Source organism: Flavobacterium seoulense, from assembly GCF_000695795.1.
GTDB classification, from domain to species: Bacteria; Bacteroidota; Bacteroidia; order Flavobacteriales; family Flavobacteriaceae; genus Flavobacterium; species Flavobacterium seoulense.
The window spans coordinates 1-24,578 of sequence record NZ_JNCA01000031.1; the positions used below are offsets into that span (position 1 = coordinate 1).

Annotated in this window: 16 protein-coding genes and 2 tRNA genes; 4 read left to right on the forward strand and 14 right to left on the reverse strand. The window is 34.3% G+C overall.

Features of this window, described 5'->3' with window-relative positions; genetic code table 11:
• Positions 1 to 918, forward strand: a 918-nt coding sequence (locus FEM21_RS14500; protein ID WP_035661880.1) for a T9SS type A sorting domain-containing protein, incomplete at its 5' end; no start/stop codon positions are given.
• Between the two features lie 72 nt (positions 919 to 990).
• On the opposite strand, the gene FEM21_RS14505 is transcribed toward FEM21_RS14500, so the two are convergent.
• The 5 genes from FEM21_RS14505 to FEM21_RS14525 all read right to left on the reverse strand — a co-directional run bounded on the left by FEM21_RS14505 (position 991) and on the right by FEM21_RS14525 (position 9,103).
• Positions 991 to 2,331: a DUF5689 domain-containing protein gene (locus tag FEM21_RS14505; protein ID WP_035661883.1), complete on the reverse strand. Its 1,341-nt coding sequence runs from the start codon at positions 2,329 to 2,331 to the stop codon at positions 991 to 993.
• Between the two features lie 18 nt (positions 2,332 to 2,349).
• Positions 2,350 to 5,187, reverse strand: a complete 2,838-nt coding sequence (locus tag FEM21_RS14510; RefSeq protein WP_035661886.1) for a TonB-dependent receptor — start codon at positions 5,185 to 5,187, stop codon at positions 2,350 to 2,352.
• Between the two features lie 339 nt (positions 5,188 to 5,526).
• The gene (locus FEM21_RS14515; RefSeq protein ID WP_035661891.1) at positions 5,527 to 6,741 is read right to left on the reverse strand and encodes an MFS transporter; all 1,215 of its coding nucleotides are present in this window, start codon (positions 6,739 to 6,741) and stop codon (positions 5,527 to 5,529) included.
• A gap of 200 nt (positions 6,742 to 6,941) precedes the next feature.
• Positions 6,942 to 7,985, reverse strand: a complete 1,044-nt coding sequence (locus FEM21_RS14520) for a Gfo/Idh/MocA family oxidoreductase (RefSeq protein ID WP_035661894.1) — start codon at positions 7,983 to 7,985, stop codon at positions 6,942 to 6,944.
• A gap of 56 nt (positions 7,986 to 8,041) precedes the next feature.
• Positions 8,042 to 9,103 carry an NADH:flavin oxidoreductase/NADH oxidase gene (locus FEM21_RS14525; RefSeq protein ID WP_035661897.1) on the reverse strand — a complete coding sequence of 354 codons (1,062 nt, stop codon included), beginning with the start codon at positions 9,101 to 9,103 and terminating at the stop codon, positions 8,042 to 8,044.
• Positions 9,104 to 9,290: 187 nt separating this feature from the next.
• Here FEM21_RS14525 and rseP point away from each other — a divergent pair, with 187 nt between their 5' ends.
• From rseP to FEM21_RS14540, 3 genes are all read left to right on the forward strand, one after another.
• A complete protein-coding gene (gene rseP, locus FEM21_RS14530) occupies positions 9,291 to 10,634 on the forward strand; it encodes an RIP metalloprotease RseP (RefSeq protein WP_035661900.1) in 1,344 nt (447 codons plus the stop codon).
• A 135-nt stretch (positions 10,635 to 10,769) separates the two neighbouring features.
• Positions 10,770 to 10,843 (forward strand) — tRNA-Asn (locus FEM21_RS14535).
• A 363-nt stretch (positions 10,844 to 11,206) separates the two neighbouring features.
• Positions 11,207 to 11,280, forward strand: a tRNA-Asn gene (locus FEM21_RS14540).
• 225 nt (positions 11,281 to 11,505) lie between these two features.
• On the opposite strand, the gene FEM21_RS14545 is transcribed toward FEM21_RS14540, so the two are convergent.
• The 9 genes from FEM21_RS14545 to FEM21_RS14585 form a co-directional block, all read right to left on the reverse strand.
• Positions 11,506 to 12,333 (reverse strand): SMP-30/gluconolactonase/LRE family protein, encoded by an 828-nt coding sequence (locus FEM21_RS14545; RefSeq protein WP_035661903.1) that lies wholly within the window; start codon positions 12,331 to 12,333, stop codon positions 11,506 to 11,508.
• 77 nt (positions 12,334 to 12,410) lie between these two features.
• Positions 12,411 to 13,070: an HAD family hydrolase gene (locus FEM21_RS14550; RefSeq protein ID WP_035661907.1), complete on the reverse strand. Its 660-nt coding sequence runs from the start codon at positions 13,068 to 13,070 to the stop codon at positions 12,411 to 12,413.
• 71 nt (positions 13,071 to 13,141) lie between these two features.
• Positions 13,142 to 14,725: an efflux MFS transporter permease gene (locus FEM21_RS14555; protein WP_035661911.1), complete on the reverse strand. Its 1,584-nt coding sequence runs from the start codon at positions 14,723 to 14,725 to the stop codon at positions 13,142 to 13,144.
• A 1-nt stretch (position 14,726) separates the two neighbouring features.
• Complete coding sequence (locus FEM21_RS14560) at positions 14,727 to 15,773, reverse strand: HlyD family secretion protein (protein WP_236353667.1); 1,047 nt, start codon at positions 15,771 to 15,773, stop codon at positions 14,727 to 14,729.
• A gap of 21 nt (positions 15,774 to 15,794) precedes the next feature.
• Positions 15,795 to 17,105, reverse strand: a complete 1,311-nt coding sequence (locus FEM21_RS14565; protein ID WP_236353670.1) for a TolC family protein — start codon at positions 17,103 to 17,105, stop codon at positions 15,795 to 15,797.
• Between the two features lie 163 nt (positions 17,106 to 17,268).
• A complete protein-coding gene (locus FEM21_RS14570) occupies positions 17,269 to 18,090 on the reverse strand; it encodes a helix-turn-helix domain-containing protein (protein ID WP_035661921.1) in 822 nt (273 codons plus the stop codon).
• A gap of 220 nt (positions 18,091 to 18,310) precedes the next feature.
• Positions 18,311 to 19,909, reverse strand: coding sequence for a RagB/SusD family nutrient uptake outer membrane protein (locus FEM21_RS14575; RefSeq protein ID WP_035661924.1), 1,599 nt, complete (start codon positions 19,907 to 19,909; stop codon positions 18,311 to 18,313).
• A gap of 17 nt (positions 19,910 to 19,926) precedes the next feature.
• Positions 19,927 to 23,208, reverse strand: coding sequence for a SusC/RagA family TonB-linked outer membrane protein (locus FEM21_RS14580; protein ID WP_236353671.1), 3,282 nt, complete (start codon positions 23,206 to 23,208; stop codon positions 19,927 to 19,929).
• A gap of 175 nt (positions 23,209 to 23,383) precedes the next feature.
• Complete coding sequence (locus FEM21_RS14585) at positions 23,384 to 24,553, reverse strand: FecR family protein (RefSeq protein ID WP_035661975.1); 1,170 nt, start codon at positions 24,551 to 24,553, stop codon at positions 23,384 to 23,386.
• Between the last annotated feature and the right edge of the window lie 25 nt (positions 24,554 to 24,578).

Here is a 24,578-nt window from a genome sequence, read left to right on the forward strand (position 1 = left end):
GTAATTGTACAGGATACTCAAAAACCTTTAATTAGAGAACTTGTACCACAATCATTCTGTTATGATGAAAGCAATAAATATATTATTCCAACATTAGCAGCAACTGACAATTGTGGTGTGTCTGCAATCAGCTATAGTATAAGTGGAGCTACTATAAGAAGCGGTAATGGTAACGATGCCAGCGGAAACTTTAATGCAGGCGTTTCTACTATAACATGGACAGTTACTGATATTCATGATAATCAAAGTACTGTCAGCAACACAGTAACTCTTAATACTCCATTAACGGTAAGTATTCCCGATGTTTATGCGGCGAATCAATCTGCGGTGGATAAAAACACTTTATACATTGGTTACGGACCTTCATCATTTACAATAACAGCTACGCCAAATGGTGGAACAGCTCCTTACACTTACAACTGGAGTAACGGACAATCATCGGCTGCAATTGTTGTAAATCAGGCAGGGAATTATAATGTGATTGTTACTGATGCTTTAGGATGTCAAACTTCAACATCAATTGCTATTAATGCCATAAATGTTCAATGCGGTAATTCAGGAAATAAAGTAATGGTTTGTCATAATGGTAACGAACTATGTATTAGTGCAAGTGCAGTTCAGGCACATTTAAATCATGGAGACAAATTAGGAAGTTGTTATAACACTCCGGCGACCAGTATTTTCGAAAATGTTGTGGTTTACCCTAATCCGGTTGAAACAGTTCTAAATGTTAAAGTAGATAAGGTGTATGATAAAGCAGAACTTGCTCTTTATAATATTTTAGCCAGAAAAGTTAAATCAGAACCTTTAATAACTACAATGCAACAAATGTCGATGACTAATTTAATTAAGGGAGTTTACTTTTTACATATTAAAAATGGTAAACACTATACAATTAAAGCTATCGTGAAAAAATAATAGATTTTGTTTTTTATCAAAGCCGACTCAAATAAAAATTGAAGTCGGCTTTTTTTATAACATTAATCCTAACTAATCCCCATAAATCTGTACATCATCTACCTGAAAAGCGCCATCTAAAGCTAAATTAGTTCCAGAGCCAATGTACTTAAAAGCGATATTAATTTTTCCGGTGTAAGCTGATAAATCAATAGCTCCTGAACCAATAAACTCATACCAGGGCGTAGACTGAGTGGGAATTCTTGCCGGAAGTCGGGTCCAGGTTGCGGTATTAATATTCACTCCATCAAAATTTTTCGAAATATAAACTTCCAATGTGTTTAATGGCGAATCTACATCCAAATGATGCTGTGCTGTTCTAAACGAAAGCTTCTCATTGGTATGCGTATCCATATCAATTTTTGGTGAAATCAACCAAACAATATTTGAAGCTACCTTGGTTCCCGTTATAGCAAATTCAGCATAACCATTAGTCGATGTAATACCACCTTTCCAAAAAATAGCTCCTGCTTGTCTAATATTTCCCCAGCCAGGCAAACTCAAATTAGTACCATCGGAAACCGTTTGAAAATCTTCAATAAAAAAGGGAACATTACGTTTTCCAGTCATATTAACATCGCTTTCTTTTCTAGCCATTAGTTGATAATCGGCAGCATATTTAGTCAAAACGCCTCGCACTTTTCCACTTCCATCAGGTACAATACTTTTAGAAAAATCAGCATAACTACTCGTTCTAAAAATAATTTGATTCCCTTTTTTGTCTACCAAATTCCAATTGGTCGCACCACCTACATTATTAGTCTCTTCAAAATAATGCCGTCCAATAGCCGATTCTACAAATTGCACATCTGATAATTCAATAAGCGTATTTAGATGACTATCGTTAATTTCGCCTAAATCAATCGAACGCACCAATTGTTCTTCTTTTAAATTGGTACAAGAAGAATACAACACTTTCTTATAATCATTTTGCGAAAGCCTCCCCACTCCGCCTTGATTATATGCATTCACATACAATCCGCCAATTCGTAATCCACCGTAATACAAATCAGTATATTGATTTTTTAATTTTACATATACTTTATTTCCCAATCGAAAATCCACATACAAATTCGTAACATCAACCGGAACACTAAAACCTATCGCCGGAGTTGTGGCTGTAGCCAAAGTTTGAAACGAAATGGTTTTAAAAAAATTACCATTTTCATCACTAGAAACTACATAGCCCTCAATTACATCATCATAGGAATATTGAGCCACAATTTCGGCAGTTGTTTTTTGAATATCAGCAACAGTTTTGTTAACTGCAAAATCAGCCTGATTACAACTTAACTTCGGGATTCCCGCTTCATCATTAGCACAAGATTCTAAAACTAACATCATTAATAAAAATCGAAAAGTATAATTTTTCATAATCGCTACCTTTTTAAATTAGAAACTAAAATTGAGATTCACAAAATACGTTCTGCCGTATCCATAAAAATATTTGTTGCCAAAAGAAGGAGTTCCGCTGGAAACATCCTGATTGAGCTGCCTAAAATTTGAATTTCTAGCCTGTTCAAAACCACCTGTTTTGTATTTGTTATCAAGCACATTATTTACACTCACAAAAAGTCCGAGAAATTTTCCTTTAATGCGCCATGATTTTCCGCCAATTAAGTTGAGTAAAACCACCGGATCAAATTTTTCCTGTTGCAATAATTCAGCGGCTCTTTCTTCAGTAGCTTCAGGAAATGGTAATCCGCTGGCGGGATTTATATAAAATCGATTCGTTCTGGAAATAGGCGAAACATCAATGTAATTTTCTGCCAAATAATTGACATTCGAACCTATCCACCAATATTTAGGATCACGGTATTCTAAACCCAGACTATACGCCTGTTGTGGCATTCCTGCTTGTTTGTAATTCTTTAAAAGTGTGGTTCCAAAATCAAACGACGGATTAGTATTTTCAACCGTAGCCAAAGCATCATTGTTAATACTCACATTGGGATTACTATCAAAAGTAAATTGCCCGTACGCTGACGAAAAACTTGTTTTTAAAGTTGGACTTATTTGATATTCCAGACTCAGTTCGGCACCAATATTTTTTCGGTTTAAACCTGTCAACGTCTGGCTCACAAAAGCATTTGTATTGGTATATCCGCCTTCACGATTAAAAATTCCTTCAGCATAAAAAAAGCTAATTTTAGTCGCATCTTTTATCGTCGAATAATAAGCAGTTACTCTCGTTTTTAATTTTGGTGTTCTAAAAATATAAGTCGCATCAAGACTATTGAGAGTTTCATTTTCTAAGCCATTTACTATCGTATTATTCAATCTGGCATTCGAAAAACTATTTCTAAGATTGGGTGCTTTAGTCAAATGAGCCGCATTCAAATTGATAGATTGCCTTCCTGAAATTTTAAAAATCATTCCGCCCTTGAAACCAAAGTTCTCAAAGTTCAGTTTTTGGCTTTTGCCAAAAGAAATCGTTGGGTAAATACCATTTTTATATAAACCTTCTCTTTGATAATTTGTTTTCGAAAAAGACTGCGCCAAATAAAAATCGATTTTATCATACGAAAATTTAAACTGCGTGAATGCTTCCAAAACCGCTGCCGAAAGTTTGTAATTATAGCCATAAACATCAGCTGTTTTAACCTGACGATTGGGATTATTCAAATCAGATTGTGCCTGATTCCCGCTATAAAATCCGTCGATATCTTCAAAAAAAGTACCTCCTAATAAATCCAGCATTTTTTGATAATTATGCGATTTCAAATCCCTAAATGAAACTCCGGCATTGAGAATTAAATTATCATTGAGTTGCGAATTAAAGTTCGAATTCACCGCCAGCGTTTTATCATCATTTCTGTCTTCATACAACACATAATGACTTTGAGCCGCTTCATAACCAATGATTTTCGAATTTGAATCTACTACAGGATTTTGATTTGCCCGATACATGGATTCCCAATCCATTTGAGGATTAGCTAAAAATGCCAATCTGTTTTTCTCAGCATTATCATAATCTGGTGTAAAATCGCCTGAGAATTCTCCGTTATCAGCAGCATATAAAGAGGTGAAATAACTCGGCATTTTCCTGAAATAAGTAGGATCAGGACTATTCGCATTTTGAAAATCAATATTGCTATTCCCTACTTTCCCCAACTGATAGGAAACTGCCGAATTTAAATTAGTATGATTATTTATTTTAAAATAATGATTCAGCATCACAATAGGTTCTTCAATCGTTCTTACACGGGCATTTCGTTGTTTCCCATTTTGATAACCCCAATAAGAATTGTAAGTTTCACTAGTCAAATTAGTCACTTCATTTGTATTTGGTGAGTTTTTCCCACGCTCATTCGGTGTATAAAATCCAGTAATATTAATCGAATGTCGGTCACTTAATCTTTTTTCGACACTTAGAAAAAGTGAATTCGCATCATAATTTGTTCCTTCAAAATGTCCTTCCTGTGCATAGCGTTTTCCCGCCGAAATAACATAAGCCCAGCCTGAATTGCTCATTCCGGAAGCATGAGTCGCCATCATTCGCCAATTATAATTAGTATTGGTTCCTGAAAAAGTAATACGGGTTCCAGAGCGATATATCGAAGCACGGGTATTAATATGCTGAGTTCCCAGAATTCCTCCAAAAGTATAATCAGATGGAGCTGTTCCTATGGAAAATTCCTGATTTCGGGTTGCATCATTGAGTCCGCCCCAGTTGTTCCATTGCGGTCTTCCGTCATAAATTTTGTTCATCGTTACTCCGTTAATCATCGTAGTAGCATTTTCACTGTCTAAACCACGAATTCTAAAACGGGCTTGCCCCCAATTGAAAGCAGCTGCCTGCTGAAAAGCATCCCTCGAAGATTGTAATAATCCGGAAGTATTCTCTGAACTGCTATTATCATCAGTTAAGTCGTCTTCGAAAAGCTGAATCACAGCTGCCTGTTGCTCAGAAACCTGATCTACATCCAGCAAAATAGTTCCTAAATCTAGTTCTAGAGTATTTTGAACTGAAACAGGAAACAATGCATCTTTATAACCCTGACTATGAAAAAGCAGTAAATAATCAGCTGGTGGAATGGCCTCAAAAACAACTATTCCATCAGTATTGGTTAGTTGTGTAAAATTGGTATTTTGAATAGAAACCACGACAGCCACTATTGGTTTTAATGTTTTGGAATCTAAAACCTTTGCTGAAATCCTAGTTTGATCTTGTGCCAATGCACTACTAATTGCAACAGTACTAAATAGTAAAACAAGAAAATATCTCATAAGCCCAATAGAATTAACCGCAACTTCTTTTTAAAAGAAAATTGCTTGATAATACAATTTGAAAATGTAATTGCTAAAAGCAACAAAACATTCCAAAAAGGAATATTATAAAATCAAGTGGGGGTTATTGTTCTTGGAAATAAAATAAATTCGAAAGCAGTGGTATTAAATCACTTAGTAAAAGTAGATTTTGCTTTCTGAAATTAAAAGTAAGAAAAAACTTTTAATAAAAAATATTTTTGTATTATTTTTTTTATGTGGTGAATAAAAAAAAGAAAAACGCTAACAGAATCATATTAAAATCAAATCCTGTTAGCGTTTATTAAATTAAAAAATGATTTACTGAATTACTTTGATTCTTGGCACTAAAAAAGCAATTAGAATTCCAAATACACCAATGAAGGCAAATGAAAATCGTAATCCGAATAATTCAGCAATGTAACCAATTACAGGCGGTCCCATTAAAAATCCAAGGAAACTCACACTCGATACCGCTGTTAATGCTTCGCCAGGAGGAATCGTGGGATGTTTTCCGGCAATACTATATAATGTAGGCACAATTGTCGAAACTCCAAGTCCTACTAACATAAATCCAATAGTCGATGGAATTAAAAACGGCAAAAATACTGAAGTAAAAAGTCCTGTTGAAATTAAGACTCCTCCTGTTTGTATAACAATTTTTCTTCCGAATCTATTAATCATTCCGTCGCCTAAGAAACGTCCGGTTGCCATCATAATCATAAATGAAGTATAACCTAAAATAATTAAAGGACCTGGTGCCTGAACGATATCTTTAAAATAAATTCCGCTCCAATCGAACATAATTCCTTCGCTCGCCATAGATCCAAAACCGATAACTCCTAACCAAATTAAAGTCATATCAGGTTTCGAAAACAGTTTTTTCTTTTCGGCAATTTTTCGTTTTTCTTTGGCTTTAACCAAGAATTTATAATTAAAAGCAATAAGTAATAACGTAATGATCCCAACTATAATGAAATGATGATAGGGCGTTAAGTTTAAAGCCAGCATTCCTAAACCAACTAAAGCCCCTGTAAAACCGGCAAAACTCCACACACCATGAAAAGATGCCATAATGGTTCTTTTGAAAAGCTGCTCAGTGTAAACACCCTGCGTATTTACGGCAATATTGTTCATGTTTCCAAAAAGGCCAAAAACATACAAACCTAAAGCCAGCTGCCAGGCATTGGTAGCCAAGCCTAAATTAGTCAAACAAAAAGCGTACATACTTAACGACAGCACCACTAAACGATGACTTCCATAGCGGGTTACTAATTTTCCGGAAAATGCCATCATGGTTAATTGACCAACCGGTAATGCAAAAAGAATCGAACCTAAATCGGCATCACTTAAATTTAAGCTCATTTTGATATCTGGAATTCTACTTGCCCAGGTGGCAAAACACAATCCCATCCCGAAATAAAACGAAGCCACCGCAATACGCACTCTGTTGAGATAAGAAAGTTTAGCATTTCTAAAACTTTTTTTAATCTTTCCTTGCGCTCTAAAGTTTCCTATAAAATTTAATCGTAACAAAGGTTTTGTATTTTAAATATTAAGGATGCAAAAATACGAAAAGCAATAGTGCAACTTACTAATTCAGTTTAAGCAACTAATAATACATCGTTATCGTTCAAAAAATAAATAATTTTAACAAGAAACCTCAGATTCAAAAATGACTTTCCATTCCAAATCTGAGGTTATTGTAAAATTTTTGATGATAATCAAAAACATTTTTATAAATCGACTACTCTTTTTTCTTTATTACTCTCGATAGCTGCTTCGATTATCTGCATTACTCTTGCACCATCATCAGCAGTAACCGGTTCTAGAGAATTATTAATGATCGAATTGTAAACTCCATCAAAAAAATCATAATAATTTCCCTGAAGCGTTGGGATTTTTCCATTCGTAATTTTGCCATCACTTTCAGTATGTAAAAAACCTTGTTTTTCTAAAGACTCAGTTCCCCAAGACTCTAAATTTGGTTTTTTCATCAATTTCAAATCGTCTTCCTGTACATCGCCACGCGGTTTCAAAAACGAACCTTTTTTACCATGAATCACATAAGCCGGATTAGGTTCGCGTACAAAGAAACTCGCTTTCAAGCGCACTCTGAAATCAGGATAAAACAGCAAAATATCGACCCAATCATCCACAAGTGAATTGTTACGTGTTGTTCGAATATCGGCAAAAACAGATTTTGGAAAACCAAACAAATACAAAGCCTGATCAATTAAATGCGGACCTAAATCTTTCAAAATTCCCGAACCTGAATTAACCGTTTCCTTATGCTGTTTTTCACTCAACAACGGATTGTAACGATCAAAATGAAATTCGGCTTCTACAATTTCGCCCAAAGTTCCTTCTGATAAAACCTGGCGTACGGTTTTCAAATCACTGTCCCATCTTCTATTTTGAAAAACAGCTAATTTCAATCCTTTTGCTTTAGCTAAAGCCGCTAATTCCTGTGCTTCGACAACTGTGGTGGTAAATGCTTTTTCGACAATGGCATGTTTTCCAGCTTCCAAAACTCGTTTAGCATATTCAAAATGCGTATCGATAGGTGTATTCACTACAACCAAATCAATTTCGTCATTTGCTAAAATTTCGTCAATAGATTCATAGCTTTTTAAATGCGGATAATCGGCTTGAATTAGTTTTTTACTTCTTTCCCAGGAACCTAATAATTCAAAACCGGGATGCAATTCTAAAAATGGTGCCTGAAACACCTTGCCCGACATTCCGTAAGAAAGTAAAGCTGCTTTTATTTTTTTCATATATTTTTTATATTAGATTTCAGAATGTAGATTTTAGATTTATTCGAAATAGAAAATTATTTTGCTCTTTCATATTGTGAAGGCCAGGCGATATCTGTGACTAATGCTTTCGCAAAATCCAATCCTAAATTAGGATTACGCAATGATTCTCTGGCAAATAAAATCAAATCGGCTTTTCCGCTAGTCAGGATTTCTTCGGCTTGTTGCGCTTCGGTAATTAAACCAACGGCTCCTGTTAAAATTCCAGCTTGTTTTTTTACTTCTTCTGCAAATGGAACTTGGTAACCCGGTTCTAATGTAATTTTTTGATGTGAAACTGCTCCGCCAGAAGAAACATCAATCAAATCAACTCCTTTTTCTTTTAGGATTTTCGAAAGTGCAATAGATTCTTCCAGATTCCATCCTCCTTCTGCCCAATCAGTTGCTGAAATTCGAACAAACAAAGGCAAATTCGCAGGCCATTCTGTTTGTACTGCTTCGAGAATTTCGATTGTTAAACGGATACGGTTTTCGAAACTCCCTCCATACTCATCAGTTCTTTTATTCGATAAAGGAGACAAAAACTGATGGTTTAAATATCCGTGAGCAGCGTGAATTTCCAGTACTTCATAACCTGCTTCCACGGCTCTTTTGGTCGCTGATTTAAAATCGGAAATCACTTTTTGGATTCCGTTTTTGTCTAAAGCCACCGGCGTTTCATCATCATGATATCCTATTTCCGATGGCGCTACAGTTTGCCATCCGCCTTGTGAAACATCAAGTTTCTTATTGCCTTTCCATGGTGAAGAAACGCTTGCTTTTCGTCCGGCGTGTGCCAATTGGATTCCCGGAACCGAATTTTGACTTTTGATAAAAGCGGTAATGGCTTTCATTTTTTCGATTTGTTCGTCTTTCCAGAGCCCTAAATCTTCCAGTGAAATTCGGCCTTCGGGTGATACCGCCGTAGCTTCCTGAATAATTAATCCCGCACCGCCAGTAGCACGGCTTCCCAGATGCACCAAATGCCAATCATTAGCAAAACCATCTTCGGCTGAATATTGACACATTGGAGAAATTGCAATTCTATTTTTTAATATAATATTTTTTATCGAGAGGGGAGAAAATAATTTTGAAGACATAATCCTGTTTTTTAAAACGTGAACTGATTTTATTTGAGAAAAGTAAAGTTACAAGAGCTTGCGGAATATCTGAATTTAAATTGAAATTAATTAACAAACATTTAAATGCGTATGGGAAAATTATTGTAAAATAAACAAACAGAAAACCTTACTTTTGTCAATCATAATTAAGAACCAAAACTAAAAAATGGATATTGTTATCAAGCTTTCTCAATTCTTATTGAGTTTATCATTACTGATTATATTACACGAATTAGGGCATTTTATTCCTGCCAAATTATTCAAAACCAGAGTCGAAAAATTCTATTTATTTTTTGACGTTAAATTTTCACTTCTTAAAAAGAAAATCGGTGAAACTGAATATGGAATTGGTTGGCTTCCTCTGGGTGGTTACGTGAAAATTTCAGGAATGATTGATGAAAGCATGGACAAAGAACAAATGGCTCAACCTCAGCAGCCATGGGAATTTCGTTCTAAACCAGCCTGGCAGCGTTTGATTATTATGCTTGGCGGAGTTACGGTAAACTTTATTCTGGCTTTTATTATTTACATTGGAATGGCTTTTACTTATGGTGAAACTTATATTGCTAATAGCGATTTAAAAGACGGACTTTTAATTGAAAATCCTGCTATGGTTAAAGCTGGTTTTAAAACCGGTGATAAAATCCTTGCTGTTGACGGAAGCGAAATTGCAAAATTTGACAACGAAATCAACATGAAAATCGCAATGGGTAAAGAAATCCTGATTGAAAGAAATGGCGCTCAACAAACCATAAAAATGCCTAATGATTTTATTGATCAATTGTCTCAATACGACAAAAAATCAATCGTCTCTATTCGTATGCCATTTGCAATTGGAGCTGTTGCTGAAGAATCTAAAAATACGGCTTTACAGCCAAAGGATGTTTTGCTTTCGTTAAACAATCAAAAAGTAAAATATTTTGATGAAGCTAAAACCATCTTAGAAAACAATAAAGGAAAAACTATTCCTGCAGTAGTTTTACGCAATCAAAAAGAAACAGCGGTACAGCTTATTGTAGATAAAGAAGGAAAACTGGGAGTTCAACTTGGTGGTTTAGACCTAAGTTCTTTAGAAAAATTAGGTTATTATAAAGTTAGTACTGAAAAATTCAGTTTCATAGAATCTATTCCTGTTGGAATCGAAAAAGGGAAAAACCAATTAGTAGGTTATGGTAAACAATTAAAAATGATTTTTAATCCTGATACCGGAGCTTACAAACAAGTAGGTGGATTTGCAGCTATTTATAATATTTTCCCAAACACATGGAGCTGGGAAGTTTTCTGGACTATCACCGCTTTATTATCCATTATGCTTGGTGTAATGAACTTATTGCCTATTCCGGCACTTGATGGAGGTCATGTAATGTTTTTATTATACGAAATGATTTCGGGTAAAAAACCAAGTGACAAATTCCTTGAAAACGCCCAAATGGTTGGTTTCGTTTTACTTATCACACTGCTGGTATTTGCTAACGGAAACGACATTTACAAAGCAATTGTAGGCAAGTAAAAAAAACAGAAAAAAAATCTATTTTTTGTTTGTCACATTCAAAAAACGTCTTATATTTGCAACCGCTAAGAACAAGACGCAAGATCTTAAAAATAGCAATCAAATACGTTCCTTACGCATATTAAATATACAGTTTCCTCCTTAGCTCAGTTGGTTAGAGCATCTGACTGTTAATCAGAGGGTCCTTGGTTCGAGCCCAAGAGGGGGAGCTTATTTTTAAAAATCCAGTTTAATTATTTAGACTGGATTTTTTGTTTTAAATCCATTTGAACCTTGGTTCGAGTCCGCCGCGGCGGAGAAGCTTTTTTTAGAAAGCCATTCAAGCAATTGAGTGGCTTTTTTTTGCTCTAAACTTTTTATGAACTTGGTTCGAGCCCGCCACAGCGGAGAAGCTTTTTTTAGAAAAGACTATCAGCAATAATGGTCTTTCTTGTGCTAATTTTTTTGAATTCTATCATGAATTAACAACTCTTTTATTTGTCACATTCAAAAAACATCTTATATTTGCATCCGCTAAGATTAATAAAATCTGGCAAACAAATACGTTCCTTACGCATATTAAATATACAGTTTCCTCCTTAGCTCAGTTGGTTAGAGCATCTGACTGTTAATCAGAGGGTCCTTGGTTCGAGCCCAAGAGGGGGAGCTTTTTTTAGAAAAGACTATCAGCAATGATGGTCTTTTTTTGTAGTAAACTTTACGAACTTGGTTCGAGTCCGCCGCGGCGGAGAAGCTTTTTTAGAAAGACTATCAGCAATGATGGGTCTTTTTTTTGCAGTAAACTTTACAACTTGGTTCGAGTCCGTGTCATTTTCCCATAAAAAAAGCCTTTACATTTCTGTAAAGGCTTTGTCTTTCTATTAAATCACATTTAATTCTCCAATAATTTATAAGCAATCACACTATTATGGTTAAACGTTGGGATATACAATATGTTTTCCTTAGCATTATAACCTAAATCGGCAGTGTTCATTTGTCCTTGTACATCTTGTAACTTATTAATTTCGCCATTGGCTTTAACATAATAAATTAGTCCAGCCCAACAACTTACTATAAAATCACCGTTTTTAAGCTGTTCTATACCATCTCCTTGTTTTTCAAAACCTTTGGCAACAATACTTCTATTTTTGTTTTTGTCCACTTTTAAAAGCTCTGTATTTGCCAAGACATATAAATTTTTATTAATCCATTTTAGACCGTTAGCACTATTCACGTTTTCTAAATAAAGTTCGCTTTTACCATTTTTGATACGATGTACTTTATTTGTACGCGTATCAGACACATAAACTACTCCTTTATTATCTACTGTTACATCGTTTAAAAAAACAGCATTTTCAATTTCTAATTTATTAACGATTTTTCCACTCGGAATATCAATACTCACTACAGCAGTTATATCTGCCACAAAAAGTGTATTTTTATAACGAGCCAAACCTTTAGGCGCATTCAAGCCTTCAACCCAATTTTGATTGTGTATCGTTCCGTCGGTGTTAAGAATAGCAACACCTCCTTTTCCATCTTTTACGTTGCCCACACCATCAATTAAACTTACGTACAGTTTTTTATCAGCTGCATCATATAATACAGATTCTGGTACCGGTATATTTTTACTTTCCCAAATGGGTTTCGAAAGTTGTTGGGCTTTAATATTAAAACTAAATGCTGTAAAGACTGATAGTGCTAAAAATTTGTATTTCATAATCTTTCAATTGATTTGGCATTATAATATAAGGTCTAACAAAAATAAAATTATTAGTAATAGCTCTTATTATTTTATTAACTGTTTAACAAAGTCAAAAGTTTATCGACATTAACTTCGCTATAATCGTTGATATAAAAATCACAGGGAGGCAATTCTTCTTTAGTATGCGTACTCAAGACACCGACAACTTTCATTCCGGCATTCAGCGCCGCTGAAACTCCCGAAAAAGAATCTTCAAAAACAATACATTTTGAAGGAGGAACACCTACAATTTGTGCCGATTTCAAATAAACTTCAGGATCCGGTTTGTGATGACTCACATCTTCACTTGAGAGCATCGAATCCATTTTATCTTCAATTTTTAAGGCACTTATAATCAAATCAAGATTAGCACGAGGTGCCGATGTGGCAACAGCCGTTTTAAAATTACGGGCTTTCAATTTGTCCAAAAATGCTAAATAGTGCGGAATAGTTTCGACACAATCTTTATAAATCTCACGAAACATGGATTCTTTTTCATCTTCCAATTTTCTAAGTTCTTCTCCTTTTACAGGACGCTTAAAAAAATGGCTCATGATATAACCATTATGTTTTCCATACATATGTTCTTCAAATTCCTGGAGTGTATAAAGAATTTGGTATTTATCAAAAAACGCTTCGAAAGCCTTTACATGATGTGGATTAGTATGACAAATCACTCCATCCATATCAAAAATAACACAGTGCTGACTCATTTTATATATTGTTTTAGCAATTGCAAGATACGAGCATTATTTTTTTCTGCTTCAATTATTAGGGTTGATTTCTAACTAATCCAAAGTTTACTCTTAAATAAATTAAAACTCTGTTTTAAATGTTGGTTGAAACCAATAAAAATAATCAGAACAAGCAAACCATAACCCACGGTGGTATAAATTTCCATATCACTCAGCAAAGTTGCTTGTTTAGTAATATTACTCAATGTTTTTTTTAATGCCAATGTATTCACATTATCCAACGAATACCCTTTATCCATAAAGCTCTGAGCAGTTTTTGAAATTGCATCCTGAGTTTCGAAACTGTTTGCCGTTAAAAACTGACTGAACTTTAAAAAATGTTTTTTCTGTAAAAAAACCACAGCATTTTGCATCACACAAAAACCAATGGTACTACCCCAAAATCTCCCCGAAACAGCTACAATACCTGAGGTAGCAGCCATTTTTTGAGGAACAGAAGAAGTAGTAAACAAAACCAAGGGCACAAATAACAACCCAACACCAATTCCTTGTAAAACATAAGGAATTAGAATATCTGTCAGGGCAATATCAGGCACAAACAAAAACGTAAACCAAAAATGATACACCGCAATAAGCGAAAAACCCAACATAAAAATATATTTAGTTGGCATAGCTTTCATTAAAAAAACGGCGGACAAAACCAAACCTATCACATTCCCCAATCCGTTAATATATTGCACAGCCGCAACTCTGGAAGGATCCCAATTCCAAATAGAAAACATGGCTCCATGACATAAACTCAGCGTAGCCCTGCTGATATAAAACAGGAAAAACAGCAGCAAGCCTATTCGCAAATTGGCATAACTAAAAGCTTCGAGATGAAAACTCGGCCTTTTAACCGAAAGTTCTTTAAAAATAAACAAGCCGGTAGTAATTAGAAAAACCGCCAGACTAAGTACCATTTGTGAAGATTCAAACCAATACATTTTTTCGGCATACACAAAAAAATAAGCTCCCGTTAAAATAGAAGTCAACACCAGAAAATAACTGATCCAATCTATCTGATACAACGGAATTTTCTTTGTGATTCGGTGACCTCTGAATGTAATCATAATCAGGAAAACATTCAAAACCTGCAAAGCTCCTGACACATACAACATGTATTTCCAATCGTAATTATCCAAAAACCAAACCGCAATGTTCATTATAAAAGGAGTAGATAACAATAAAGCGCCATAATAAAATGAAAAACCGATAATGATAGCATTTTTAGAATGAAATCGCTCAATTAACAACTGTCTAACGGTAATAACGGGCAATGCCATCAATATTCCTTCGAAAACTCTTAACAACAAAAACACCTCAAAACTGCTTACATAAGCCGAGGAAACAATCGTAATGGCAATTAATGAATATACCGCCATCAGATAATTCTTGGTTGGAAAATAACTGGAAAACCTGCTTTCGATTAATATACTTGCCAGTAAAGTTCCATAAGTCACACACATACCGTATTGCAAATCTTCGGGTTCAATATCCAGAAAACTTGCCGCATAGGTTACGTTAGAAGTATAAACTCCCAATAAAATCATGGAATGCAGCAGGCAAACAAACAGAATTATAATAATGGCCCAATTAGGAACCCATGATTTAAATATACTTTGATTATTCATTTTAACTGTGTTCAGCTATTACTTTTACATTCATTCCGGCTCTTAGAAAATCAACTTTGGTATTATTTTCATCGAGTTTAATTTTAACTGGAATACGTTGTTCAATTTTCACAAAATTCCCGGTAGCATTATCCGGTGGCAACAACGAAAATCGTGCTCCACTAGCCGGAGAAATAGAACTTATGGTTCCCACAAAATCACTACCGCTTACGGCATCGGCTTCAACGGTTACCTTTTGTCCTACTTTTAGATATTCCAATTGGGTTTCTTTAAAATTAGCCGTAATCCACTTTTCTTTACTCACAATAGCAACCAGCGCCTGTCCTTCTTTGATTAACTGTCCGTTCTGGATTGTTTTTTTACCCACCCAACCATCATAAGGCGCTGTTATTACAGTGTACGAAAGAAAAAGCGCAGCGTTATCTGCCAGTGCTTGTTTAGCTTGTATTAATGTTTGCACCGAAGGTACATTGGCAGCAGCCTGTGAAGTACTCAAATTAGCCATTTGAATTCGGTTTTTCATTTCCTGAAACTGCGCCTGTGCTGCCTGATAATCGGCATTTACTTTTTCTAATTGTTGTTCGGTTGCAGCGTCTTCACTTACCAGAGCTTTATAACGCTGATATTCCAATTTGGTTTTCCACAAATTCGTTTGTGCTGCTTTCAGTTGGGCTTCACCAATAGTAGCTGTACTTGCCGTTGTAGCTACATTTTTTTCTGCAACTACTGAATTTTGTTTTGCCAAAGCAACATCAGCCAAAGCAGCATCTAATTTCGATTTATACTCCCGATTATCAATCAGCAACAAGGTGTCGCCTTTATGTACAAATTGGTTTTCTTCGTAACGCACTTCCTGCACATAACCCGTAATTCTGGACATAATTGGGGTCACATATTGTTCTATTTGGGCATCGTTTGTTTCTTCGTTATTCCTATTAAAAACATAAAACCAAATTCCTAAAACAACACCGCTCACAATTAGCCCGGTTGCTACTAATTTTACAAAAACATGAAAAAATTGACTTGTTTTTTTACTCTTATTTGCCATCAGATACATTATGTCTTTTTGTTATAATTTAAATTCTTCGTTTAGTAATCCTGCCGTGTGCAACAACTCATAATGTTTCATTGCAGCATCAATACGGCTTGCTATTTTATTGTATTTTGCCTGTAATAAAGCATTATCGGCATCAACCATCTCGGTAATTAAAACCAATTGATTAAGGTATTTTAATTTTACAATTCGGTAGTTTTCATTGGCTAATTCCAGCGCTTTATCAACCACTTTATACTTTTCTATCACTTCCTGATATTGGGTGTGATTTTTAAACAACTCATCCTGTATATTGTTTTTCAGTAATTGAGTCTGCGTTTTTTGCCATTCAATTTTAGTATTAGCCATTTTTACCTTGGTCTTGTTTTTATACAAACCTGAAAGATCAAAACTGGCTTCAATTCCCAGCTGACCTAAACTGTACAAATACGGATCGGGAGGAAAAAATCTATAATTAGGATAACTGAATGCATAATTTCCAAAGAAATGAATACTTGGATAATAGTTACCTTTTGCCAAAGCCAATTCTGTTTTTCGAATATTGATTTCCTGAGTGGCTATCTGCATTTCTTCATTTTCTAAAGCATGATGCATGTAAAAATCATACGAATCCATTCCATTACTATCTATACTTGCAGCAGTATCAATACTTATTTCCTGTGTTTCGGGTAATTGCAATAATGTTTTAAAATTGTGCAGTAAAATTTGAATGTTTTTCGAATTATTCAAAGCGCTCAACTCCCTGTCCGAAAGTTGTAATTCGGCACGGACGACTTCGTTTTTAGTGACTGTTCCGTGCTTTTTAAGTGACTGTACTTCCTTTAGTCTATTTTGTTCTTCTTTAATATTTTCGTCGATAATTTTTTGAAGCTGCATCAGTTTATAAATCCCCAGATAATTAGCAATCACTTCTAATTCTATATCATTTTCTGCTTTTTCTTTTTGAATTTCGGCAATTATATTTTGTTGTTTTGCTATTTCAATTGCATTATTGATTTTGTTTCCGGCATAAATAGGCATCTTAAAATTGGTTTTGATATCATAAATTTCCGGAATAGTATGTACCACTTCTTTTCCTTTCAAAAAACCGTCTTTAAATTCAGTTAAATTGGTAATTCTCGAATAAACACCCGAAAGCTCAACATCAGGCAAGCGGAGTTCCTGACGTTCTTTAATATTTTCTTCTGAAAGTTGAATTTCTAATTTCGATTTTAAGACCGAAAGGTTGTTTTCTTTGGCAATTTTCAATGCCTCTTTAAGGGAAATAGGATTCGTTTGTTGGGCTTTTAAAGTAGTAAATCCCAGTAAAATTAGAACGAGAATCATTTTTTTGAAAAATAATTCTGTTAAACAAATTGATTCTTTAGGTAACATGAATACATCAAATAAATTGAAGTACAAAGTTCTTTCATTTTTTTGATGACTGATAATCTTAAAAAGTCAATAAGATATTCATTTCGGACATTTGTTAAAAACCGGATTTTATCTGCTATTTTCTCTTTAAAATCTCATCCTGATTTAAATAATCCGACGGACGCTGTCTTAAAATTTTATAGAATGTGTTACTAAAAGTAGGCACACTATTATAACCTACTTCCTGAGCAATTTCCTTAACTGAAAGCTTTTTTTCTAACAGCAATTCGATCGCTTTTAAAATACGGCGAATGGTATAATATTGTATAAAAGACATACCTAAATCCTTTTGAAACAAGCGATACAAAGAGCGTTCACTATAACCAAATTGTGTCGCCACTTCAGCAAAAAGAATGGTTTCTCCCAGATTATTTTCGATAAAACGAAGAATTTTATTGAGTCTTTCGTCTTTTGGCAAAGGCAATTCGAGAGGTAAATTAGTTAAACAAATTTGAGGCAAAATGGCTTTGATAGCACTGGCAATAACAAAATTCGGAGTCCCTTTTTCCAAATCACCATTCCAGCGATTGGTAAAAAGCATCATTTGAAGCAGCAGGTTATTTACCGGATAAATTCCTTCGGTTTGGAAAAAGACATTTTCATTAGCTTCGATAGGAAAATATAAATTTCGCATCATTACATTCTCTGATTTAGGTTGAATGCTATGCTCAATTCCGCCAGGAATCCAGATAAAATGGCGCGCCGGTAAAAAATAAGTTTTGGTTTCAGTAGTTACAAAAACCACATCGCCCTCAGCATATAATAATTGTGCTTTAAGATGTTTGTGTGTAGGAACAAACAATTCTCCCATCAAATCGTGGTGACAATAAATACTGTTTTTATCGGCATCTACATTTTTAATGTAATATTTATCGACTTTATGATGAGATGATTCCATTTAGGATTGCTAAAATTTATTCTACAAATTTCAACAAAGTTTTCAATACTAAATCAATACTTTTAATTAATTATATCAAAAAAAGCCTGCCGGAAACCACACCGACAGGCTTTATGAAAAATAACCATTAATAACTTTAGTATTCTGATTTTCTCTATTAATCAATATGCTGTTAAAGCAAAAAATGCTTAATGGAGAACAAAAGTCCGCCACTTAATATTTATTTTATATAACCTGGATTTTGATCAAGATTAGAATTTGTTAGCAATGCATCATTAGGAATTGGAAATAAATTAAAATCAATATTCTTAGTTGCATTGTGTGAAAACCATGATTTTGTTGAAAACACACCAAATCTAATAAGATCCTGACGACGGCGTCCTTCTTGTGTAAACTCCCAACCTAACTCATCAAGAAATCTGCCCATAACAATATCAGCACCACCTTCAAATGTTTGAGAATTTTTATCACGTCTTCCATAATCATAATTACTTCCTAGCATCAGCTGCGCATCAGTTACTGTGGCTAATGTAGGGTTAGCTGTAAATGCTCTTGCACGTACTTCTGTTACTAAAGTACCAGCTCCTGCCTGGCCTGATCTTAACAAAGCTTCTGCTTTCATAAGCAATATGTCTGCATAACGAAACATGGGCCAGTCATTACTTAAACGATTTGTAGCCCCAATAGCATATTCAAATTTGCCCCAACGAAGCCCATCGTCTTTATCCGATTCATCTATCGACGGAACTGAATTTGTATAGTTAATAGATAAAGCCTCACCTGTAATAGCATATTGCTGACCAGCAATAAAATTCTCTTTTAAACGAATATCATTTGAATTATAAGAGTTTATAAATTGTGGAATAGCACAAACTCCACCCCATGGAGAATTTGTAAATTGATAGGTTTTTTGATTTTCACTTGCCAAAGTATACATATGAAAATCGAATGCATTCCAATCTTTTACATATTTCTCATCAAATGGAAGTGCAAAAATGATTTCATTTGAATTATGATTATCAGTAATAAAAACATTTTTTTGATTTGCCTCTAAAGAATAATGACCTGAATTTATTACGTTATCACAAGCAGTTATACATTCAGCCCACATTGACTGACCACGCCATACCTGGGCATTAAGATACATTTTAGCCAACAGGGTATTAGCCACCCATTTATTCATACGTCCGTAATAAAGCCCTCTTGGAGTTTCTGACAAAACTCCTATGTTATCTTTAATTTCTTTTACTATAAAATCAAAAACTTCAGCTCTTGTAGCTTGTTTTGGCAAACTTGTATCACTAAAATCAGTAACAATTGGTACGTTACCATATAAATCTACAAGTATGTAATAGTAAGAAGCACGGAGTACTTTTAATTCTGCAAGAAGAGCAATTTTTCTTTCGTCTTCAACAACAATTTTTCCAGTTTCAATTTGGTATATTATTCGATTACAAGTATTAACACCTTCAAAAGTACGACTCCATGGCTGCAAAACACCATCATCACTTGAAGTCCAGGTATGCTCGTGCATTCTTTTATAATTATAACCATCTATCCATCCTATACCCGTACGTGCAGGAAGTACATCCTGATCAGCAGGAAGTTCCTGAGCTCTTACCACTCCATTCCATAAAAGCATTGTTTTTCTCCAAGGTATATAGGCTGCGTTTACTAATGCACTAATGTCTGTTTCTGTACTTGGGGTGTAATTTTCTGAAATAACAGATCCATAACTATCATCAACTAAATCAGTACAAGAAAAGGTACTAAATAACATAATAGTACTTATTGCTAAAAATATATTTTTTGTTTTCATTATTATGTCTTTTGAAATTAAAATTGAGCTTGTACTCCAAACGTAAACGATGTTATAGTAGGATATCTACTTCTGCTGTCTACACCCGGATTCAAACCTGATGTGTTAACTTCAGGATCAATACCTTTATAACTTGTAATTGTTAATACATTCATTACTGTACTATAAAGCCTTATTGATTTAAAAATAGAAGACTTCATTTCTTTGAATGAGTAACCAAGTGTAATGTTATCAATTTTAACATAATCTCCATCCTCAACATAATAACTATTAAACTGAGGTGCTATCGTATTATTCAATAATGCTTTTCCAAAAACCAAATCATTTACAGAAGAAAGACGATTATCAGCATATCCGTTTTGAGTACCTTCATAATTCATACGAGCTTCATTAACTACCTGAAAACCAAAAGCCCCACGAATATTCATATTTAAATCAAAATTTTTATATCTAAATGTGTTTATCCAGCTGGCATACCATTTTGGCAATCCATTACCAATTACACGTCTATCCGTAGGACTTTGAGCAAAATCATCATAATTCACTCTTTCATTTGCAGCATTTAGATACACCCATTTACCGTCTTCATCTACATCTACCACTTTAAAACCATAAAAATTACCTACTGGCTGACCAACCTGCACTCTATGAGATGACGTTGTCATTCCTTCAAAATTTACATTTCCAGTATCAAAATAATCAAATTGCGTCTTGAAAGCTCCATCTAAACTTTTAAGTTCATTTCTGTTAGTCGAATAGGTTCCTGTAGTTGTCCACTCAAAATCATTAGTTTGTACTGGTATTCCAGATACTAAAACTTCTAAACCTCTATTTTGCATAGTACCACCATTGGCAACAATTGTAGGATATAAATTTGGAGGTGTAGGTACATTATAAGAATATAACAATCCCTCTACATTACGATTGTAAGCATCAATAGATCCTGAAAGACGACCGCCAAACATTGAGAAATCGATACCAATATTTGTTTCTTTCTTCTCTTCCCATCTTAAATCAGGATTAGGATTTGAAGCAGGTGTAATTGTCCTAACCCATTGTCCGTTTACCAAAGCAAAATCACCATATTGTAATAATGCTACACCAAGAAATGAATTTGCAGGTTGTGAACCTGTAACACCATAACCCGCACGAAGCTTTATTTCATCAAACAAAGTCTGATTTTTCATAAAATTTTCATTGGTTATTTTCCATCCTAATGATACTGCTGGAAATGTACCCCAGGCATTATTGGTTCCATAAAGCTGGCTAGCTCCTTCATGACGTAAACTTGCCATTAAAAGGTATTTGTCATCATAGGCATAAGTCATACGTCCAAAGAAACTGATTAGATTAGCATGATTTTTAGAACTATTCATTGTTGCAAGACCTAATGGAAGTGCCGATCCCGCTCCAATATTATGCCATCCGCCAAAATAATCATCCTGAAAACCGTAGTTAGACATATTCGATCTTTCAATATCTGATTCTATATAACTATATCCACCTAATACACTAAATTTATTTTTATCGAATGTTTTATCATATTTAGCAGTAAGTTCAGTTTGTTTTTCCATTCGATTAAATCCTGAAATTGACGAATATCCTGGAAAACCATATACCGTTGCTGATGAATGTTGAAGAGTTTCTGAATAACCAGTTGCTCTATTTTCTTTCACGTAAGAGAAAAGCGCATTCAATGTTAAATCCTTAATGGGATTGTATGTCAATGTACTATTATACCTTACTTCTGATGTCTTAACATTTCCATCAGCTTCATTCAATAAAGCTATAGGATTCAAATAATCCAGTTTATCTTTATTTTGATAATAAGTACCATCTGCATTATAAATAGGATCTGTAGGATTTCTACGTAATGCCTGCCAATAAGCCCCACCGTTGAAGCTGCCTGCATCTGTTGTTGAAGTAAATTTGTTTTCATTTCCTAAAATTGAAAATTTAACCAATAACTTATCATTAAACATACGATGGTTAATATCAATACGCCCTCTAAAAGTAGTATTATCGGAATTAAGCATAATCCCTTGCTGACTATTGTAATTAATATTAGCTGCATAATTTGTTTTAGAACTTCCACCCCTTATAGAAAGGTTGTGTACATGTGTAATAGGCTTACGGCTAATTTGATCAAGCCAGTCTACATTACTCCCTTTATCATACTGTGGATAAAGTTCTCTAAATTGTTGACTGGAAAGCATATCTAGTTTACTTGCAATAGTAGATGTACTTACATAACCAGTATATTGAACATCATCAATTTCGCCTCCTTTTGCTTTTCTAGTAGTAATTAAAACTACACCATTAGTACCACGCGTTCCATAAATGGCAGCTGCCGAACCGTCTTTAAGAACATCAATACTTTCTATATCCTCTGGAGCAACAGTATTTAGAGCACCGGGAATTCCATCAATAAGTACCAACGGATCTGTATAAGCACCAGAAAGTGTGTTATTTCCTCTAAGCTTAATAGATGTTACTGCTGTAGGATCACCACTAGTATTAGTTATAGCGAGACCGGCTACTTTACCTTGTATAAGCTGACCAGCATCTTTTACCTGCCCCTGATTAAAATCTTTGGCTTTTACACTCGCTACTGCACTAGTTACGTCTCCCTTTTTTTGAGTACCATAACCCACAACAACCACTTCTTTTAAATCAGCTATGTCTTCTTGTAAACTTACATTAATTGTTTTTTGGTTTGAAACCACAATTTCTTTTGTTGTATATCCAATATAAGAAAACAATAAAACATCATTTTCAGAAGCTTCAATTGTATAATTCCCATCTAAATCTGTAGTTGTACTTTTATTGGTTTTCTTTACAAGTACAGTAGCTCCAGGTAAAGGCCCGCCTAGCTGATCAGTAATTTTACCTTTAACTATACTTTGCTGTATTAATACATTATTAGATCTTTTTAACTTTTCAGCCTTTGGAATAAACGAAATTGTTTTTCCTTCAATAATCCAGGTAATGGGTGTTTCTGAAACAGCCTGTTCCAGCACTTTTTCAATGGGAGCAGCTACAACATTAATCGAAACTGGCTTAACATTTTTTAAAATAGTCATGTCATAGAAAAAAACATAATCTGTTTGATTTTTTATGACCGATATTACTTTTTTAAACGGAACATTCTTTCCGGAAAAAGTAATTGTTTGTGAAGATACTGCTGCCGAAACTTGAAAAGTTAAGGCAACAACTAGAACGGAGGTTAACTTCATAACTTTCCAGGTTTTGGTGGTTAGCCAATGGTTTTTTGGCTTGGTTTTTGGTAATAATTTCATACTTTTGGTAATGGTTTTTGGTTAATAATAAATTCTCCTTGCTTGGTTTATCTATTTGTTTTCCATAGACTGTTCCTTTTTTGGAACAAGCCAGCAATGCTCCAACATTAGCTGGCTTTTTTATGGATAACAAATACATATTTTATAAAAAAGGGGTTCCCCGTTTTAATCTAAATTATGGCATTACTCTTAGAATATTTCCTTCTATTTTAAAATGAACTTTATTCTTTTCTAAAATTTTCAATAGTTGTGATAGCTGTAAGTCTCTTTGTATTTCTCCTTCAAAGGTTCTTACAGGCACTCCTTTTTCAAATACTACATCTACATCATACCAACGGCTTATTTGTCTTAAAACTGTTTGAAGACTTGCATTTTCGAAATAAAAAACCCCGTTTTTCCATCCCATCACTTCTTCCAGATTTACATTGGCGTTTACTACTATAGCACCTGTTTTTTGTTTCTGTGCCTGTTGTCCAGGCTTCAATATTATTTTTTCAGTCTTATCAGTAATTAACACACTTCCTTCTAAAAGAGTGGTTTTTATATTGTCCTCATCATTATATGCATTTACATTAAAATGAGTTCCCAGTACATTTATTTTCATACCATTAACTACAACCATAAAAGGTCTGGTTTTATCTTTAGCTACTTCAAAATAAGCTTCTCCGGTTAAGATTACTTTTCTTTCTTTTGCTGCAAAAGAAGTTGGAAAAGTAATGGATGAAGAAGCATTCAGCCATACTTTTGTACCATCTGATAGTTGCAAATTATATTGTCGTGCTCTGGGAGTTGTCATAGTATTAAATACTAATTGAGCATTCTCTCCAGCTTTATAGACTAATCCGCCATTGTTTTTTGCAACAGAAGTATTGTTTTGATTAGCTAATAATCCGTTACCTACACTGTCTAAAACAATTTTAGAACCATTAGAAAGAGTTAATACTGCTCCCGTTTTTCCAGGTTTTTTATCATCAACTGTTTTTAAAACTACTGGTACAGGAGATTGATCTTTCTTTTGAAAAAGAATGAGTGATCCAATACCAATGGCTATTACTACACTCGCTGCAACAGCTATTTTCTTCCAATCGAAAAAAACTTTAACAGAAGACTCTTTTATTCTTGAAGAACTCATTTTTGATCTAAGTTCATCAATAAATTTTTGGGTCAACTCAGGATTAATAGAAGGAATTTCCACAGAATCATAATTCTCTCTAAGAATTGCATCCAATTCCCCAAAGTATTCTGGATTGTCTAACATATTGAGCAATATATTTTTATTATCAGAAGATATCTCTCCTGAAATAAACTGCTCCATAAGCTCTTTAAAAACTTCATTTTGATACATAAATAAACTTTTTGGAACGGCATTA

What these genes read in the sequence shown, in the direction of transcription:
- FEM21_RS14505 (WP_035661883.1), bottom strand. Translation starts at nt 2,331, where the DNA reads ATGAAAAATTATACTTTTCGATTTTTATTAATGATGTTAGTTTTAGAA.
- FEM21_RS14510 (WP_035661886.1), bottom strand. Translation starts at nt 5,187, where the DNA reads ATGAGATATTTTCTTGTTTTACTATTTAGTACTGTTGCAATTAGTAGT.
- FEM21_RS14520 (WP_035661894.1), bottom strand. Translation starts at nt 7,985, where the DNA reads ATGAAAAAAATAAAAGCAGCTTTACTTTCTTACGGAATGTCGGGCAAG.
- FEM21_RS14525 (WP_035661897.1), bottom strand. Translation starts at nt 9,103, where the DNA reads ATGTCTTCAAAATTATTTTCTCCCCTCTCGATAAAAAATATTATATTA.
- rseP (WP_035661900.1), top strand. Translation starts at nt 9,291, where the DNA reads ATGGATATTGTTATCAAGCTTTCTCAATTCTTATTGAGTTTATCATTA.
- FEM21_RS14545 (WP_035661903.1), bottom strand. Translation starts at nt 12,333, where the DNA reads ATGAAATACAAATTTTTAGCACTATCAGTCTTTACAGCATTTAGTTTT.
- FEM21_RS14550 (WP_035661907.1), bottom strand. Translation starts at nt 13,070, where the DNA reads ATGAGTCAGCACTGTGTTATTTTTGATATGGATGGAGTGATTTGTCAT.
- FEM21_RS14555 (WP_035661911.1), bottom strand. Translation starts at nt 14,725, where the DNA reads ATGAATAATCAAAGTATATTTAAATCATGGGTTCCTAATTGGGCCATT.
- FEM21_RS14560 (WP_236353667.1), bottom strand. Translation starts at nt 15,773, where the DNA reads ATGGCAAATAAGAGTAAAAAAACAAGTCAATTTTTTCATGTTTTTGTA.
- FEM21_RS14565 (WP_236353670.1), bottom strand. Translation starts at nt 17,105, where the DNA reads ATGATTCTCGTTCTAATTTTACTGGGATTTACTACTTTAAAAGCCCAA.
- FEM21_RS14570 (WP_035661921.1), bottom strand. Translation starts at nt 18,090, where the DNA reads ATGGAATCATCTCATCATAAAGTCGATAAATATTACATTAAAAATGTA.
- FEM21_RS14575 (WP_035661924.1), bottom strand. Translation starts at nt 19,909, where the DNA reads ATGAAAACAAAAAATATATTTTTAGCAATAAGTACTATTATGTTATTT.
- FEM21_RS14580 (WP_236353671.1), bottom strand. Translation starts at nt 23,208, where the DNA reads ATGAAATTATTACCAAAAACCAAGCCAAAAAACCATTGGCTAACCACC.
- FEM21_RS14585 (WP_035661975.1), bottom strand. Translation starts at nt 24,553, where the DNA reads ATGTATCAAAATGAAGTTTTTAAAGAGCTTATGGAGCAGTTTATTTCA.